Genomic DNA, 16,314 nt, shown 5'->3' on the forward strand with positions numbered 1-16,314 from the left:
GAGGTGATTGTTGATGTTAAAATTAACGAATAATAAATTAGCGGCTCTCAAGCGTTTGTCAGATGAAAATGGAATTATCGGGGCTTTGGCAATCGATCAACGCGGTTCATTAAAGAGAATGATTGTAGCTGGAAGTGAGAATAATGTCGGGGATGAGGGCATCATTCGCTTCAAAGAGTTGGTTTCTGAAGAGTTAACACCATATGCAACGTCGATTCTATTGGATCCAGAATATGGTTTGCCGGCTGCGAAGGTCCGTCATTCGGACGCTGGGTTATTGGTGGCGTATGAAAAAACAGGTTATGATGCAACAACTGAGGGCCGATTGCCTGATTTATTGCCAGAGTGGTCCGTTAGACGCCTGAAGGAAGCTGGAGCAGATGCAGTTAAATTTTTACTTTACTATGATGTAGATGAAGATGAGAAAATTAATGACTATAAGCACGTTTATATGGAACGAGTTGGATCTGAGTGTGCGGTAGAGGACATTCCGTTCTTCCTTGAAATAGTGACTTATGATGCCAAAAATGATGATGTGAAAAGCATGGAGTATGCCAAAGTGAAGCCTCATAAAGTTATCGAGGCCATGAGGGAATTCTCTAAACCGCAATACAAGGTGGACGTTTTAAAGGTAGAAGTTCCAGTAGATATGAAGTTTGTAGAGGGTTACGCAGAAGGCGAGACAGCCTATAGCAAGGAAAAAGCGGCTGCGTATTTCAAAGAGCAAAGTGAGGCAACAGATCTGCCGTTTATTTTCTTAAGCGCCGGCGTAAGTGCAGAATTGTTTCAAGAAACCTTGACGTTTGCGAAAAAATCCGGCTCAACTTTCAATGGCGTCCTCTGCGGCCGGGCAACATGGAAAAATGGTGTCGCCCAATTTGCCGAAAATGGTGAACAAGCCGGACGTGCTTGGTTACAAGAAAACGGCAAAAAAAATATCGAAAGACTAAATATTGTCTTGAAAGAGACGGCATGCCCGTGGTTTGTAAAAATCTCAGGATAAGGAAGCGAGGTAAGAAAGTGTGGGGAAGGTTTTCGCGCTTCCTTATTTTTTGATTTATTTTTAAAAGTCGTTTTGATTGGAACTCGGAAAACGGTCCGATTAAGAAGGGTGTCCATATTCTGCAAATGTAGAAGATATTAATAACGATTTTGATAAGCTATCATTATTATAGTTTGGTAGAAGCTATTTCGTTATAGAACCTGGTTGTTAGTTTGACGCAACAAGTGATGATGGTATAATTTAGGTTATCAAAAGAACGATAGTATAGTTTGGAGGCAGGTTTAGTAAAATGAAACCATTGCAACATGAAAGTTTAATCCCGCTTTATCACCAATTAATGGAAAGATTAAAGGATTCAATTGAAAAAGGTCATTGGGCACTTGGTGATAAAATCCCTTCAGAAAATCAGTTAATGGATCAATTTGGTGTGAGTCGCAACACGGCAAAAAAAGCAATTGAGGAGCTTGTACAGGAAGGAATTCTATACCGAATTCAAGGAAAAGGTACCTTCGTAGCAAAACCAAAATTGCAGCAGTCATTGATGGGATTTTATAGTTTTAGTAAAGTATTGAAAGAAAAAGGCTTGAATCCTAAGGATATCATTCTAAAAATAGAAGAAGTCAAACCGAATGCCAAAATCAAAGAAGCGCTACAGCTGAGTGAAGATGTGAATGTCATTGAAATGAAACGCCTTCGCTGTGCTGAAGATGAACCGTTTATTTTGGAATCATCTTTTATTCCGAAACGTGTTGTTACAGATATAGAGCAGTTAAAAAGGGTAGGTGAAATTTCTTTATATGATCTATTTTCACAACATTTTAATACAGTAGTAACAAGAGCAAACGAGGCATTTGAACCCGTTCTCATCCGTTCCGAAGAAAGTGAATATCTACAAACGGAGGAAGGTCGACCCGCACTTCTGCTTGAACGAACTGCCTACGATACCAATGGTGTGCCTGTTGAATTTTGTATATCCATTGTGCGGGGCGATCGCTGCCGCTTTTACACTGAATTAACTTAATCTTTGAATCACTCATAATATTTGTTTATGAGTGATTCAATTGATCTTTTTTTACAATACTCCATTATCCATTCTAAAATTTTCCTTTAGTTACAGTTCAGGTGGCGTATCAGAATATAATCCGGTGGAAATGGACATAGTTGAGGCCATAACTTACTCGGAACAGGTTTACTGGCAGCAGCTATGGTACTTCGTTATTATGGTTGCCCAGGGGGAGAAATTGACGTCGGTAAAACGTTTTATGGTAAGAGAAGGATCGCTTGATGATATAGACGTAGCATTAATATGGCATCTCGGGACATAGAGTGAGTATTAAAATTTAGTAGAGGAAGAGTGAAATATAAAATGGAAGAAAAAACATTTAAAATTATCGAAAAATTCGGAATTCATGCAAGGCCAGCAATGCAGCTGGTCAATAAAGCAGGTCAATATAAGGCAGAAATAGCTCTTCAGTACAATGGGAAGTCTGTAAATTTAAAATCAATTATGGGTGTCATGTCTCTTGGGGTTCCGAGTGGGGCTGAAATCACAATCGTAGCTGAAGGTAACGATGCAAAAGAAGCATTAGAAGCGCTCGAAGAGTTAATAAAAAGTGAGGGGATCGGCCAATAACATCAGCACGAATGTTACAGGAAATGAAGTTTCTTTAAGAATCGCGATTACGAGGGATTTTATCCTCCCATGTCAAATTGGGAGTAGTGAACTAATCGCCACTTAGCAAAACTTGAAGTGGGAGCTTCTCAGTTCCACGACGAAAGTAACCGTTCGCCTCCCTGAGCGTTACTTCGGGGTGTTCCACCCCTAAATGTCCAACGCTTGGACGCTCTCTTGGTACGGTTGATATATTACGCAGGAACCGAATGGCTTGGTTTTCGCACTCGATTTTCTTCCTGTAGCCTCATATATCAAGTTAGCAAAGAACTTCATATAGCTAGTTTATCAAAAGCTTTTGGCTATGCCAAACCGAAATTCATCTCCCACCTACCGTTGGGTTACGCCCTTCACACGCTTGAGGAAGGAGACTTCTTTCGGATAATTCGTTAAAAAGGTTGAGAGGAAAATCGGAATGAAGGAATTTTGGGGAATTAAAGTTATTGTTGTAAACGAACATTCTGCGGAAACAGTTAAGAATATAGCTAATTATTTATTCAAGATGGCTCAGAAATGAGTCATTTTTTTCGTATTGGGGAAGAATGTATTTCTTAACTTGATGGGCATGTGGCGAGACCCTAAGTTGAACTATTAAATTTAAAAAAGAACCTTACAAAAATGTAATGTTAATGTCACAAAATAAGATGGTACATTGTTAGTAACCCTTTTAAAATTGAATAGAATATTATTTAATGGTAGAAAACAATGAAAAAATATAATAAGAATTTATTAGGATTTTATAAAAATTGTTTAATAAGGTATATTTTGTTAGCATGTAACATGGTAAAGCATTAAAGGAGATTATGTAATGAATATTAAAGATTTAGATTATGAATGGTTCAACTTTATAAATAATAGAGTACAACAATATCCACTGATAGATAATGTAATGATTTTATTTGCAGAATATGTACAATATGCTTTCGTGTTACTACTCATACTGTTATGGATAAAGAATAAACCTAATTTTCGTGTAATAGCTTTTCAATCGATGGTTGCGTTTACTTTAGCGTATTCCATCAATAGAATCATCGAGATGTTTATTTATAGGGAGCGTCCTTTTGTCTCACATAGCATCACACAACTCGTAGATCATGCTGCTAATTCTTCTTTTCCAAGTGATCATGCAACATCAGCTATTGTAATTGCAGCTACACTATTGTTCTCTGCATATCGTTTTAAATATACTTGGTTGTTCTTAGCGCTTGGTGTAGCTTTTTCAAGAATATGGGTAGGAGTACATTATCCATTTGATGTAATTGCAGGATGTGTACATGGATTATTAATAGCATTATTTACGCAGTATGTTGTATTTAACATACGTCCTGTTACTTCATTAATTAAAAAACCTATTTTTCAAGGGAAAAACTAGCTTTACAAATATTAAAAAGAGTCGGATCTGATGAGCAATTGCTAACATTCACATAGGGTAATTAAACAGGAGAATAGTCAAGTAAAGGAAAAATATTTACTCAATCTTTAATAAGTTAGTACATATTGAAAAATGCTCTCTCTATAATCGATGGGTGTTTCATTGGTTCTGACTACAGATAAAGCCCCTTCTTTAACTTGTGCATTTAAAAAATTACAGAGCATAGACTTTTACAAAAATACCTTTCATCGTACAACAAAATATCTCAATAATTGCATCGAGCAAGATCATCGATACGTGAAGCGCCGTTTCGCTCGTTCCTTAGGATTCCAAAAATATTCGTCATGCCTCACGTACGATAAAAGGAATCGAAACCGTTCATGCTCTATATAAACAAAGGCGAAGACATCAAACAGACTTCGCCTTTTCAGTGTATTATGAATTGCAACAATTACTAGAGGTTTTTTATCTTTTCTATTCAAATGTTCCCTTCACTATCGGAACTTTATTTTCTACCATAAACTTGCCTTTTGCAATGACGCTGTGAATATCCAACGTTTCTTTTTCCAACAATACGATGTCAGCATCCTTCCCGGTTTGGATACAGCCCTTACTTGAAAGCTTCAGCAATTGTGCGGGATTCGTAGTAATGACTTCCAGTGCCGTTTCTAATGGAATGCCTTCCACTAAAACAGATTCTCGTACTTCGTGAAATAGCGAAGATACTTTTCCGACTTGAAGGCCTGCATACTCCCCGTTGTTGTCAAAGAAGGGGAGGCTGGCCTGTCCATCTGAGGAGAAGGTAATATGTCCGACTGGGACCCCATCTTCAAGCATAATACGTAATGCCTCACTGCATTTCACTTCTCCGTCCTCCAAAAATTGAGGAGTAGTACTTGTGGTAAAGTCTACGTAACCGCCTCGTTTTGCGTAATCAATACCCGCTCTGAATAATTCTTCGTTTCGGTTTATATGTGTTGGATGGAAGTGCCGAATCGGAATGTTGGTTTTATCTGCAATTTCATGCAACAATGAAAGTTTTCGCTCTCCGTCCCCTACATGAACTTCTAATATGCCAGCTTTTCCTGACAGAATGCCGCCATTGCGTGCGGCAGTGGCGACTTTAACTATCTCCTCAAATGTAGGTTCTGATGATCTATGGTCGGAGATAGCAATCTCTCCAACACCGATAATTTTGTCAATTAAAATAATATCATCTTCGATTTTTCCCGTCAGCGTTTTTACTGGCACTTGATAGGAGCCTGTGTGAATGAAACAAGAAACCCCCTCTTCTTCAAGTGCCCGCGCCTTGGCAAGCAGACTTTCCATTTTACGTGTTGTCCCGTCAGTACCGAGTAAACCGACTAGTGTTGTAATACCTGCAGTTGTAATATCAGTGAGCATCAGCTCAGGTGTGCGGGTTTTGAATCCACCTTCTCCGCCTCCACCAATAATATGAACGTGTGAATCGATAAATCCTGGAACAACCAAAAGATTTGCCGCATCAATGACTAAAATAGGAGCAAAGTTGTTAGGAATTACGATTCTATCATCTATGAATGCGATTTTATCATCTGCAATTAATATGTCTTTCCGTCCTAGGTAGTTGGGTGCGTATACTTCTCCATTTTTTATTAAGGTAATCAATTCTTTTTTCCTCCTGTCAATACTTTTCGTTTTATATCAGAATGGACCATATCCTATGAAGTGAGCTATGATAACAGCTACTAATCCGATGAGGTAGTGAATGAACACAAGTGGCAGAATCCACTTTGCCCACTTTGTCCAAGAAATTCCTGCAATCGCCAAGCCTGCCATTAAGGTCGTAGCGGTCGGAAAAATCATATTTCCGATTCCATCAGCAAAAGAGAAAGATAACACTGCAGTTTGGCGTGTAATACCCAATAAGTCTGCAAGTGGCACCATAATCGGCATTGTCAGCATCGCATGACCAGTGCCAGATGCTAGAACGAAATGAATAAGAGCTTGGAAATTGTACATGCCAACAACGCTTAAATAGTCCGGAATATGCTTGATTGATACAGATAATTGGTGCAGCATAGGGTCAACGATATGTCCCTCATTCAATACAACAAGAATGGCGCGCGATACACCAATAATCAAAGCACCGCCGAGCAAGGCTGCAGAGCCGTTTATAAAGGAGTTAACAATCTGATCTGCAGATAGTTTGCCGATGATTCCAATTATTATTGTCAATAAAAGGAACAAAGATGTAATTTCTGTAATGTACCATTGGAATTTGATTACACCAAACGCCAAAACGATATAATTAATTACAAAAGCTCCTAAGATGAACTTATGTCTTGTTGTTAACTTCCCACTTGATTGCAGTAACTTTTTCGCGTCTTCTTTTGTATACTTTCCGTAGATTCCTATAGAAGGATTTTTCTTTACCTTCATTGCGTAACGATAGATATAAAGAACTGAAACAAGGTAGACGATAACAAATAAAATAAGACGAAACACTATGCCTGAGAACATCGGTAATTCTGCGATTCCTTGGGCAAGTCCTACTGTGAAAGGATTCATGATGGCAGTTGTAAACCCTGATAATGCTCCTACTATGACGATAGCAGTTCCTGTAATTGCATCAAATCCTAGAGCCAGAGCCAGAGGAATGATAAGTGGAAGGTAAGCCAGAGTTTCTTCCGCCATCCCCATTAAAGAACCACCTACAGCGAAAAACAGCGTCACGGCAGGAATCAATAGTTTTTCACGCGTCGCCAACTTCCTAGCCAATGTAGCGATAAGCATATCAACCGTACCTGTTGCTCGTAAGACACCAAAAAACCCTCCGATAATCAACAAGAAAAATATAATATTGCCGGCTTCTACCATTCCCGTATGAACAGCTTTTATCATATCGAAAAATCCGACCGGAGTTGATGCTATCGATTTAAAAGAATTTGGGTCTACAGTTGTCCGGTCATTTACTTCAATCCGTGCATATTCTCCGGTCGGCAAAAAATAAGTTAATAGGGTCGCTATTACGAGAATGCCGAACAGCAATACAAAAACATTAATTTTTTTCTCTTTTTTTCCAAGCGAAACAGTCTGTTCGTGTAGTTGGCTCATATGTGTTCCTCCTTTGTATTTAAAATAAATGGGTTGAAATAGAATGCTTACCAAAGTGCCGCCAATAGACTATGTTCTCTTTCGCGTATTCTGCTGTTTACCTCCTTTTCATAACCTCGGACACTTCATCGATTTATATATGCAATATCTGTGCCAGTATTAATAGATTGATTTTTAAGGGGATTTTTATGGTAAGATTCGAGTTTTTGGTTTTTATTGTTCTTTTTTGGCGATATAATAGAACCAATTTAAACGTAGGCAGGTGTTTTAATGTCAAAATTTTCACTTACACTCATAGCTGGAAGCTCAAAAACCAAGCAAGCCTTAAAGGAGCAACTGGAACAATTGCTTGGAGACTATGTTCATATTAAAAGCTATGCTGCGGATGAGGGAATACCGCAGTCCCTTGAAGATACAATTATCTTGTATTCATCAGCTTCTATTTATGATCAAACAAATGATATGTATAGTGTGAATACTGAGGAAATAATTGTGGGAAAGAGAACAGTTCATCATGAATATATTGATAAACTTTTAAGAATACCTGAAGATTCATCAGTTCTGGTGGTGAATGATAATGATGATGCAACTATAAATCTTATTGAATCCTTATATCAACTTGGTATCGATCATATTCAATTTATCCCTTTTCGGAAGGGGGTATTGTTTTATGATGATGTTCGAATTGCTGTTTCGCCAGGAGAAACACATCTGTGCCCATCTTACATAAAAGAAGTAATCGATATAGGCGTACGTCTTTTTGATATGACAACAATCCTGGAGGTTGTAGAATGTTGCGGTTTGAACAAGGATATATCCTCGAAGGTTTCAGAAAGGTATATTAGCAATATCATTGAATTACAACGTAAGCTATTACATGCAGAGCGGGATGCTAAGCAGATGAGCGAGCATATCCAAAATGTGTTGGGAACTGTCGATGATGGAATATTGGTCGTTAACCAGGAAGGACGGATTACGGTAATCAATGAACGTCTTACGGCATTGTTTCATATTGTGGCACAAGATGTGGTTAATGAGTATATAGAACATGTGATGAGTCGTGGGGATATTACCGATTTCATCATGAATGGAAAGGATGAAAGCAAGTTCTTCAACATAGATGGCGTGGATGTCGTAATTTTTCGATTGCAAATGGTGCAAGAAAATACAATTGTCGCAACTTTTAAGAGTGTACATCAAGCCTTTGAAATTGAAAAAACAGCGCAAAGAGAAATGCGTAATAAAGGATTTCATACTAAATACGGATTTCAAGATATTATCGGCGAACATACTGTAATGAAAGAGCGTAAACGAATCGCCAAGAAACTTGCCTTATCAGAACATCCAATTTTAATTCAGGGTGATACAGGGACAGGAAAAGAACTGTTTGCCCATGCTATTCATGAACATTCATTGCGCAAAAACGGACCGTTTCTGGCTGTAAACTGTAGCGCATTAACAGAGAACCTGCTTGAAAGTGAATTGTTCGGTTACGAGGAAGGGACATTTACAGGAGCACAAAAGGGGGGCAAGAAAGGTCTGTTTGAATTAGCCGACAATGGAACTATCTTTTTGGATGAAATCGGCGACATAAGCCTTACAGTTCAATCACATCTGCTGCGCGTTCTGCAGGAGGGAGAAATCCGCAGAATCGGCGGTGTAAGAATTATACCTGTTAATGTACGGGTGATTACCGCAACAAATAAAGATCTTCAAGGAAAGATACGTGCCGGTTCATTCAAAGCCGATTTATTTTACCGACTGAATGTACTTAATCTCTGTATTCCACCACTCATTGAGAGAAGGGCGGATATACCAATTTTGATTAAGTATTTCATCACAAAGAGCGGAAAATGGGTAAAGATAGAACAAGATGTACTGGAGTATTTCATGCAATATGAATGGCCTGGAAATATACGAGAACTAAAAAGCACAATTGATTATATGCTAACGATTTGTGAGGGAAATGTCGTGACGAAAGGAAATCTTCCGTCAATGCTGGGACAAGAGGGGGGGAGCATGACATCCGAATATTCCATATGTGGAAGTATACTGGAAATGAAGGAGCATATTTTTATCTTGGAAGTAATCAAGCAATGCAACGAAAAAGGAAAAGCGGCAAGCAGAGATCTGCTTTCAAGTAAAAGCAAAGAATCAGACTTTATTTTATCTCCTCAGCAAATTCGCCGCCGCCTGGATATTTTAGAAAGTGAAGGATTCGTCGTAAAAGGCAGAGGACGGGCAGGTACAAAGATCACTGATGCAGGAATAGAGTATTTGTATTTTCTTAAGACAAAGTATGCTGTGTATTGCTAAAGAAATCAGTTAGCATTTTAAAGTTAAGAGACATGTATGATGAGCCCTATATTATAATTATATATGTTATGAAACCTATGTCTAAAAAGGAGTGATTTTAATATGTACAAACTTAAAACAAAAGAAACCAACAATAGTGTAATTGAATTTATTGAAAGTGTTGAAAATCTTAAAAAACGAGAAAACGCATATCAATTATTAGATATATTTACTGAAACAACAGGTTATACAGCAAAAATGTGGGGACCAAGTATTATCGGCTTTGGAACATACCATTATAAGTATGCATCTGGTCATGAGGGAGATGCTCCATTAGTAGGCTTTTCCCCAAGAAAGGCTAAAATTAGTTTATATTTTGCAGCTGGTGATCCTAAGAGAGAGGAACTATTAAAAAGCTTTGGAAAATACACCTCTGGAAAATCGTGTATTTATATTAATAAAATGGCAGACATTGATAGTAATGTTCTAAAAGCGCTAATCAAACAATCTGTAAGTTTTTTGAAGGAAACGTATCCAAATAATTAATGAATTTTATAGAATTACTTTGAATATTTTCCTAGAGTGCCCCTTCATACCCAGAATCGTGTCCGTATTCCTTAAGGCGTAGGTATCAACATAAGAGCACGATAAATATATTATGTTAACAATGTAAGGTGTCACAAATTTTTAATATATTATTGTGATTGAATAAAGTAACACTGGAGTAAATGATTAGAAACGCCAAATTAGAGAAATAAAAGAGTTCCAATTATTTATTTTAGGGGTAGTACCACATCGCTATCAAGCTAAGCCGGTGTAACGTCAATGATAAGCAAGATTGTTTCTTTTTTTCGAAAGTCTATACGTAGATGCTTTAAAGATTTGCATACGAAATAAACCCTAACGGGTTTCCTTTTTTGAATTAAGCTGCTTGGTTATCAGACATGGTACAATTTTAAACGACACCTAATATATCAAAGACTGTTTTCTTCTCATACCTATGGGATTTTCGCCCGTTTTGCTGTAGGAGATTGAACAGGCGAAGTAACACCTTTGATAGCTCTTGGGTGTTTTTTTGAATAGTTTGGAATAGAAGAAGCAAATAGTCTTTAATCATATATATGGCTTTATACTCACTAAGCTCTCGTTTTTTCTTCATGAGGAGCAATTGGCGCATTTGAAACATGATAGAAGAACAGAGTAGAATGGCAATCAATTGACCATATAAATGGCACTCCAATCGTTCTGGTTTTATCTTTTTACAATGATGGATTTGAAAGAATGACTTCCACGTTTTAAATAAAATTTCGATTTGCCAACGCAAAGAATACCAGTCATGTACCTGTCCCATTGGGACAATATCTGTAGGGGTGTTTGTCATATATACATTGATACCACTGAGTCGTTTACTACGAGGAGAATACTTCATTCCTTTCTTTTTTTCTCTTACAGCTTGATCTTGTAATCGTTTTTGTTGTTGTTCTTTTGTTAGTCGATGAACAATCACACGAGTTGGGACTTTATCAGCCATTCCTACATAAGCGTTGGATATTTCACATGTTTGTCCTGGTTGAAGGGAGTTCATTAAAACCTCCATATCTATCTGGATATATTCTGTACCTTTCTTGATTCTGCCATCTTGAAAATAATCAGGATTAGGATTTTTTTGATAAATACGTGTATTCGATTTAATACGTGAGATATAATAAGCCTTTTTCTCTTGTATATGTTGAAGATCTTTCAAATGAAAATAACCTAAATCTCGGATACATAAATCATTTGCTGTTACAGTTGGGACACACAGGGAACCGTAGGTTCGATCATGTTGTTTACCTGGACCTGTATGAATATGAAGGAACTGTCCACTTAATAAATCATACTCAAGCTGAATCTTTACTCCCGCTGTATGGCTGCATCCACCTGCACCTGGATAAACGAACGAAAAGGGATCTGGAAGTTGAAATGCAGTTGAATCTAAAATACGAACGCGTTTGAAAATAGAAGTATATGGAGAAGAAATCGGCATAGATAAGGTCAATTTTTGGTTTAGTAGTTCAGCTAATAGGTGTTGTAAAAGTTGGACGGCCGCCTTATTAAACCGTTGATTCAGTCCCTTAGGACTGATGAGTACTTCTGTTGATGTTTCTAAACAGCTAGATAACTGAGTTAAAGAAGTCATAGCTACATTTTGGCTCACCCATACACATAAAGCGACTAAATCTTTTGCTTGGTACTTACTGGCTCGTTGTACAAAACCAACATCTCTAGCAAGATTCCGTAAGGTATTTGGAGATAAAAAACTTTGAATCTCTTGAGCAAATAGTTGTAATTCATCAGATACAGAAATAGACATACAAAAACGCCATCCTTTCCTATGATTCTACAGAAAGAATAGCGTTTTTTTCATGATATAGATACAAAATCGTCTTAATTTGATAGTGATATGTGGCGACACCTAACAACTAAAACCTTAAGAAATTACCCACCTCCAATTATCGGAAAAGTTAGTTAATTTATGGTATAATTACGTGAATCGAAGTTTTAATTAATTAGGAACATTTATGTTCAAAGATAATAAATAAAAGGATGATAATATGTACCACTATATTACGGACATATAACCTGTCATACGCCCGCCACCTTTAAAATTGGATGATTTAGAAATAAACCAATTTAAAGGAGCGAGAAATGATGAACAAGAATATATTGACGTTACTTTTCGTACGGATTGTTGCAAATTTTTCAGACAGCCTATATTACATGGCAACCATATGGTTTATTAAGGAAATTATGGGTTCCAACACCTGGATTGGGATCGCTAGCTTTATTACGATGTTACCTGTCGCTTTGCAAATCTTATATGGCCCCATTATTGATAGATATTCAAAAAAGAAATTACTTATAATTTCTATGGGGATACAAGCTACTATTTTTTCTATATTGGTGTTTTTGTATAACTTAAATCAGTTGCAACCAGCTCTGTTGCTCGCATTCATATTTGTGGCAACTATGGCAGCACATCTCAGTTACCCGACGGAAAGTGCATTAGTCCCTTTCTTAGTGAACAAGCAACAGTTAGGGAAAGTGAATTCTATTTTTGCATTCACATATAGTAGCCTCGATATTATTTGTAATGCGGTGTCTGGTATTATTATTGCCTCAATTGGAATAGGAATGGTATATTTTTTAAACTCTCTAACATATGTTATATTGTTTTTTTGTATATGGTTTATATTAAAGCTGCCAAGAGTGGTAGAAAAAGAAGCGTTAGAAAATAAGGAAATTACCTATAAGGAAGAATTTCTACAAGGGATCCGTTATTTCTGGGAACTTGGAGAATTACGCATTTTTATTTTAGCGTTCACAGGAATCAACATGTTGATGTGTATTCCAATGGGCTTAATTCCTGTGTTAGCAAACACAGGGCAGGAATATGGCCTTTGGATGACAGCCATATCGTTGGAACATTATCTGGAAGTTTGGTGTCAGGGAAACTGGTCAATTATAGTTTGAAACATATTTTTGTTACTGTCGCTTTTATCGGTGGGAGTACTTGGTTTGCTTCATATTGGCTATTATCCGTTTCTCTTATTACAACACTTATTTTATTTTCTTTGTCATGGTTTATGATTGGAATAATGGGCGTGCAATTTCAGACCTTGTTGCAAAGTAGAATTGAGAGTGAATACTTGGGAAGAGCCTTAACAGCCGTTTATGCTATTCAAGGTTCAATGGCACCTGTAGGCTATCTACTAGGTGGAGTTTTATCGGATTATATTCAACCATCTCATTTATATTTAGTTGGTTCTGTTACCCTGCTGTTAGCAGGAGGGTATTTTACACAGAGTCCATTTTTATACAATGCTCAGAAAGAGAAAATATCAGAAAAACAAACGTTTTAAACTTTTACTTTTATATACTTCTAACACCTGACGCATAACAAAAAATGAAAGAAGCTCCAATGATCTGGGGCTTCTTTCGTTTTTATAAGGATAACCATCCTAATTTCATTGATGTGATGCATTAGTCATCAACTTAAATTTGCTACTATCTATAATTATGAGGGTAAGTTTTTTGTACAAAAATCTCATTCTGGGGGTAGTTGTATTTTCTTAGCTTGATAGCGATGGGGTGGTACCCCTTATTGGTGTAATTATGATATACCTTAAGAAAAGGCCTTTGTATAACAAGAACGAGACAAACGATTCCTTTTAGTTATTATTGATTTATTAAAATAAAAATTGAGACCCAAAAAACCAGAAAGGCTGGCATATTGCCAGCCTTTCTGGTTTACTACTTCATTCATTTTATAAATGACAATTTTGTTTGGGGATACTTAAAAATCTTCGGTTAATAAGCATGAGGTCAAGCTGAAAAAATATAGATCACCGTATAAAATTCAGAATTTTATACGGTATTCATGCAAGACTTTTGTAACATTTATGAAAGACTTTTGAAAGGTATTTATACTAAGATACAGTTCGGAACGTTAAATTCAGTTTAACAAATAGAAAAAAATAGGGTAGCACAAAGTGAGGAGCACAATTATGAATGGAAAAGCAAAAAAAGGTATGCGAAAAGTCCTTCCTGTAGGGATTGCAATGGGGATTTTATTTAGCACCAGCCCAGTAACAGAACATAAAGTGAAAGCAGATGTTGATACGGCTGCAACGATTATTACAACAATTGGAAGTATCTATGAAGCGTTTGCTGCAGAGGCGTTTGGGAAATGGTTAGAGGACGTCAATGCAAAAACTAGTTATGATAATTTTTATGAAAACATCACTTACATGGCTCCTACTTTCCAAAAAGGAGAGTTTGGTATTAGTGCGTTTGATTATTATAAAAATCGCGATTTTAGCAAGACGATTAAACTTTCTTATCCAAATGGAAAAGTTGAATATAAAACAATCAAGCATGGACAACAAATTCGTATTAAGCAGGCGGGTACAATTGTAGACTTAACTCCTGATGAACCAGATCCATTAAAACATGATATTTTGTATATTACACAAAAACAACTAGATGAAGGAAATACGGCTGTTTCACTTACGAATTTCAAAACTTATTATCTACAAAGTGACAATAGCAGTCGTAGAAATGATCTTGGATATAAATATTTAAAACAACACTTCCCAAATGCTTATCATAATGGCATCCGTAATTTTGGTGTTGATGAGGATGAACTTTTCAAGAAACTACCTGCAGAAAAACAAACGCTAGGAACAAGTACTTCAAAGACAGTGGAAAAAGATGTTCTTTCTAATTATGCTACGAATGACCCTGAAGCTCGTGAGGATCTGAAGAAACGTACACTTGATATCTACACAAACCATAAAGCAGGGGGATATTCTTCTATTTCTACAAAAATTATAAATGACGGGATAAACTTAGAAGCAGGGGATTATGTCCATGAAGAAGGTAACTCGGATCCAAATCGAGGGACTGATTTTACAATTACACCGATTAGCAAGGGATCTAATAAGGTCATTATATCATCCGTCTTTAATGGAAAAGTAAAATATCTTACATCTAAATCTGGGGATCGCAGTCAATGGATTTATACTCATGATGGAGATATCAGTTCTGATGAAATATGGGATCTTGTTGTTCGAAAGGACGGTCAGTTTTCTTTAAAAAATAATAAAGGGCAATATTTATACGTTCCTAGGACTGGTAAAAGTGCACCAGCGTGGACTACTGATGATATTAATACAGCTAGTAAACTCACATCTCGTCTTGCAGCAAATGAGTGGAATAATTGGTTGATTGATTGGCATCCTCGTAAGGAAAATGAGACAAAGAAACATGAAGGAAAGACATATGACGGATTAGAGTTCAAATTTGATGCAAAAGATCCCTCTATATGGACTGCTTACAATTCTGGAAAATTGATAACGAATAGTTGGATAAACAGAGATGGTCAGCATTTTTACGCGGATTCTTCAGGGGTTATTTTGAAGGGTTGGAAAGAAATTGATGGGAATACATATTATTTTGCAGATTATGGAAGGGATACAAGGAAAGGTGTTGAGATTGAAGGTAAGTACTATAACTTCAACGATGACGGTATTCTACAAAAATCAGCATGGGAAGGTCTAAACTATTCCGATGAATCTGGAGCACTTATTAAAGAAGGCTTGAAAGAAATTGATGGTCAAATTTATTATTTTAAAAATTACCATGCTACTACAGGTAAACTACCTTTAGAAGACCAAGGTGTTATTCTTCGTTTCTCCGACGAAGGTAGGCTTATGTTTGTTTCTGGGATGGATGGAAAAGCTCTAAACAAAACAGTTAATGTTACTTTGGACAATAAAACATTACCATTTTATCCAAATGGTGCACTTGAGCCACTAGGGGTCAGCAGATTAGGTAATACAGTGAAATATTTTAGTTTAGAAGATGGGATTAACTATTCCGGTTGGAAGGAATTTGGTGAAGAAAAATATTATTTTAGAGATGGAAAATCTTCTACTGTGAATGGTACAGAAACTATTGACGGAAAAACATATTATTTTAATGACTGGGGACAAGCTACGCAGACAGGGTTTGTTAAAAAAGATGGTAAGACATACTATTATGACGATAAAGGAAAAATGCTAACAGGTTGGCAACAAATCAATGGTAAATGGCATAGCTTCGAGGATTCTGGAGAAGCTACGGTAGGAAAATTCACCGCTTGGTCACGGACCAGTAGCCAGTTTGGACAATACAACTTCTATGCTAAAGAAAATGGCGAGATTTATGTAAATGAAACTGTTAGACTTGAGACAATACATGGATATAGAGACCATATCTTTGATGAGTATGGACATTTAACGATCAAATGGGACAGTTAAGATCCCTTGCATGTAATAATAAGATTATAAAAAA

Annotated in this window: 12 protein-coding genes and 2 pseudogenes; 11 read left to right on the forward strand and 3 right to left on the reverse strand. The window is 36.8% G+C overall.

All coding sequences use genetic code 11. The features are described from left to right. Positions 1–13 precede the first annotated feature (13 nt). The 6 genes and pseudogenes from lacD to ACP6L7_RS33235 all read left to right on the forward strand — a co-directional run. Positions 14–1,003: a tagatose-bisphosphate aldolase gene (gene lacD / locus ACP6L7_RS33210; protein ID WP_097833344.1), complete on the forward strand. Its 990-nt coding sequence runs from the start codon at positions 14–16 to the stop codon at positions 1,001–1,003. 289 nt (positions 1,004–1,292) lie between these two features. After that, entirely contained in the window at positions 1,293–2,024 is a 732-nt protein-coding gene (locus ACP6L7_RS33215) for a GntR family transcriptional regulator (RefSeq protein ID WP_097833343.1), read from the forward strand. 123 nt (positions 2,025–2,147) lie between these two features. Then, positions 2,148–2,316 (forward strand): annotated as a pseudogene (locus ACP6L7_RS33220) (amidohydrolase); the annotation flags it as partial. A 53-nt stretch (positions 2,317–2,369) separates the two neighbouring features. Then, positions 2,370–2,636: a phosphocarrier protein HPr gene (locus ACP6L7_RS33225; RefSeq protein ID WP_097833342.1), complete on the forward strand. Its 267-nt coding sequence runs from the start codon at positions 2,370–2,372 to the stop codon at positions 2,634–2,636. An 847-nt stretch (positions 2,637–3,483) separates the two neighbouring features. Beyond that, positions 3,484–4,047 (forward strand): undecaprenyl-diphosphatase, encoded by a 564-nt coding sequence (locus ACP6L7_RS33230; RefSeq protein WP_097833340.1) that lies wholly within the window; start codon positions 3,484–3,486, stop codon positions 4,045–4,047. Between the two features lie 153 nt (positions 4,048–4,200). Further along, positions 4,201–4,507: pseudogene (locus ACP6L7_RS33235) on the forward strand (DDE-type integrase/transposase/recombinase); the annotation flags it as partial. A gap of 14 nt (positions 4,508–4,521) precedes the next feature. On the opposite strand, the gene iadA reads toward ACP6L7_RS33235, so the two are convergent. Both iadA and ACP6L7_RS33245 read right to left on the reverse strand, forming a co-directional pair. Beyond that, on the reverse strand, positions 4,522–5,694 hold the full coding sequence (iadA, locus tag ACP6L7_RS33240; RefSeq protein ID WP_430529719.1) for a beta-aspartyl-peptidase: 1,173 nt from the start codon (positions 5,692–5,694) through the stop codon (positions 4,522–4,524). Positions 5,695–5,730: 36 nt separating this feature from the next. Beyond that, positions 5,731–7,143: a YfcC family protein gene (locus ACP6L7_RS33245; RefSeq protein ID WP_097833338.1), complete on the reverse strand. Its 1,413-nt coding sequence runs from the start codon at positions 7,141–7,143 to the stop codon at positions 5,731–5,733. A 270-nt stretch (positions 7,144–7,413) separates the two neighbouring features. Between ACP6L7_RS33245 and ACP6L7_RS33250 the strand changes: the two genes are divergently transcribed. After that, the gene (locus ACP6L7_RS33250; protein ID WP_098361809.1) at positions 7,414–9,459 is read left to right on the forward strand and encodes a sigma 54-interacting transcriptional regulator; all 2,046 of its coding nucleotides are present in this window, start codon (positions 7,414–7,416) and stop codon (positions 9,457–9,459) included. 102 nt (positions 9,460–9,561) lie between these two features. Then, positions 9,562–9,984, forward strand: coding sequence for a DUF1801 domain-containing protein (locus ACP6L7_RS33255; protein ID WP_097833336.1), 423 nt, complete (start codon positions 9,562–9,564; stop codon positions 9,982–9,984). 409 nt (positions 9,985–10,393) lie between these two features. Here the strand turns inward: ACP6L7_RS33255 and ACP6L7_RS33260 are convergent, their stop codons facing one another. After that, positions 10,394–11,791: an IS4 family transposase gene (locus ACP6L7_RS33260; protein WP_430529720.1), complete on the reverse strand. Its 1,398-nt coding sequence runs from the start codon at positions 11,789–11,791 to the stop codon at positions 10,394–10,396. A gap of 338 nt (positions 11,792–12,129) precedes the next feature. On the opposite strand from ACP6L7_RS33260, the gene ACP6L7_RS33265 reads away from it, so the two are divergent. The 3 genes from ACP6L7_RS33265 (at position 12,130) to ACP6L7_RS33275 (ending at position 16,280) form a co-directional block, all read left to right on the forward strand. Beyond that, a complete protein-coding gene (locus ACP6L7_RS33265; protein ID WP_170961017.1) occupies positions 12,130–12,951 on the forward strand; it encodes an MFS transporter in 822 nt (273 codons plus the stop codon). Next, complete coding sequence (locus ACP6L7_RS33270) at positions 12,948–13,340, forward strand: MFS transporter (RefSeq protein ID WP_430529721.1); 393 nt, start codon at positions 12,948–12,950, stop codon at positions 13,338–13,340. The genes ACP6L7_RS33265 and ACP6L7_RS33270 overlap by 4 nt, the downstream gene beginning before the upstream one ends. 645 nt (positions 13,341–13,985) lie before the next feature. Next, complete coding sequence (locus ACP6L7_RS33275) at positions 13,986–16,280, forward strand: N-acetylmuramoyl-L-alanine amidase family protein (protein WP_430529722.1); 2,295 nt, start codon at positions 13,986–13,988, stop codon at positions 16,278–16,280. The last annotated feature ends 34 nt before the right edge of the window (positions 16,281–16,314 follow it).

This window comes from Bacillus silvicola (assembly GCF_050524305.1).
GTDB lineage: Bacteria > Bacillota > Bacilli > Bacillales > Bacillaceae_G > Bacillus_A > Bacillus_A cereus_AT.

What these genes read in the sequence shown, in the direction of transcription:
- lacD (WP_097833344.1), top strand. Translation starts at nt 14, where the DNA reads ATGTTAAAATTAACGAATAATAAATTAGCGGCTCTCAAGCGTTTGTCA.
- ACP6L7_RS33215 (WP_097833343.1), top strand. Translation starts at nt 1,293, where the DNA reads ATGAAACCATTGCAACATGAAAGTTTAATCCCGCTTTATCACCAATTA.
- ACP6L7_RS33225 (WP_097833342.1), top strand. Translation starts at nt 2,370, where the DNA reads ATGGAAGAAAAAACATTTAAAATTATCGAAAAATTCGGAATTCATGCA.
- ACP6L7_RS33230 (WP_097833340.1), top strand. Translation starts at nt 3,484, where the DNA reads ATGAATATTAAAGATTTAGATTATGAATGGTTCAACTTTATAAATAAT.
- ACP6L7_RS33245 (WP_097833338.1), bottom strand. Translation starts at nt 7,143, where the DNA reads ATGAGCCAACTACACGAACAGACTGTTTCGCTTGGAAAAAAAGAGAAA.
- ACP6L7_RS33250 (WP_098361809.1), top strand. Translation starts at nt 7,414, where the DNA reads ATGTCAAAATTTTCACTTACACTCATAGCTGGAAGCTCAAAAACCAAG.
- ACP6L7_RS33255 (WP_097833336.1), top strand. Translation starts at nt 9,562, where the DNA reads ATGTACAAACTTAAAACAAAAGAAACCAACAATAGTGTAATTGAATTT.
- ACP6L7_RS33260 (WP_430529720.1), bottom strand. Translation starts at nt 11,791, where the DNA reads ATGTCTATTTCTGTATCTGATGAATTACAACTATTTGCTCAAGAGATT.
- ACP6L7_RS33265 (WP_170961017.1), top strand. Translation starts at nt 12,130, where the DNA reads ATGAACAAGAATATATTGACGTTACTTTTCGTACGGATTGTTGCAAAT.
- ACP6L7_RS33275 (WP_430529722.1), top strand. Translation starts at nt 13,986, where the DNA reads ATGAATGGAAAAGCAAAAAAAGGTATGCGAAAAGTCCTTCCTGTAGGG.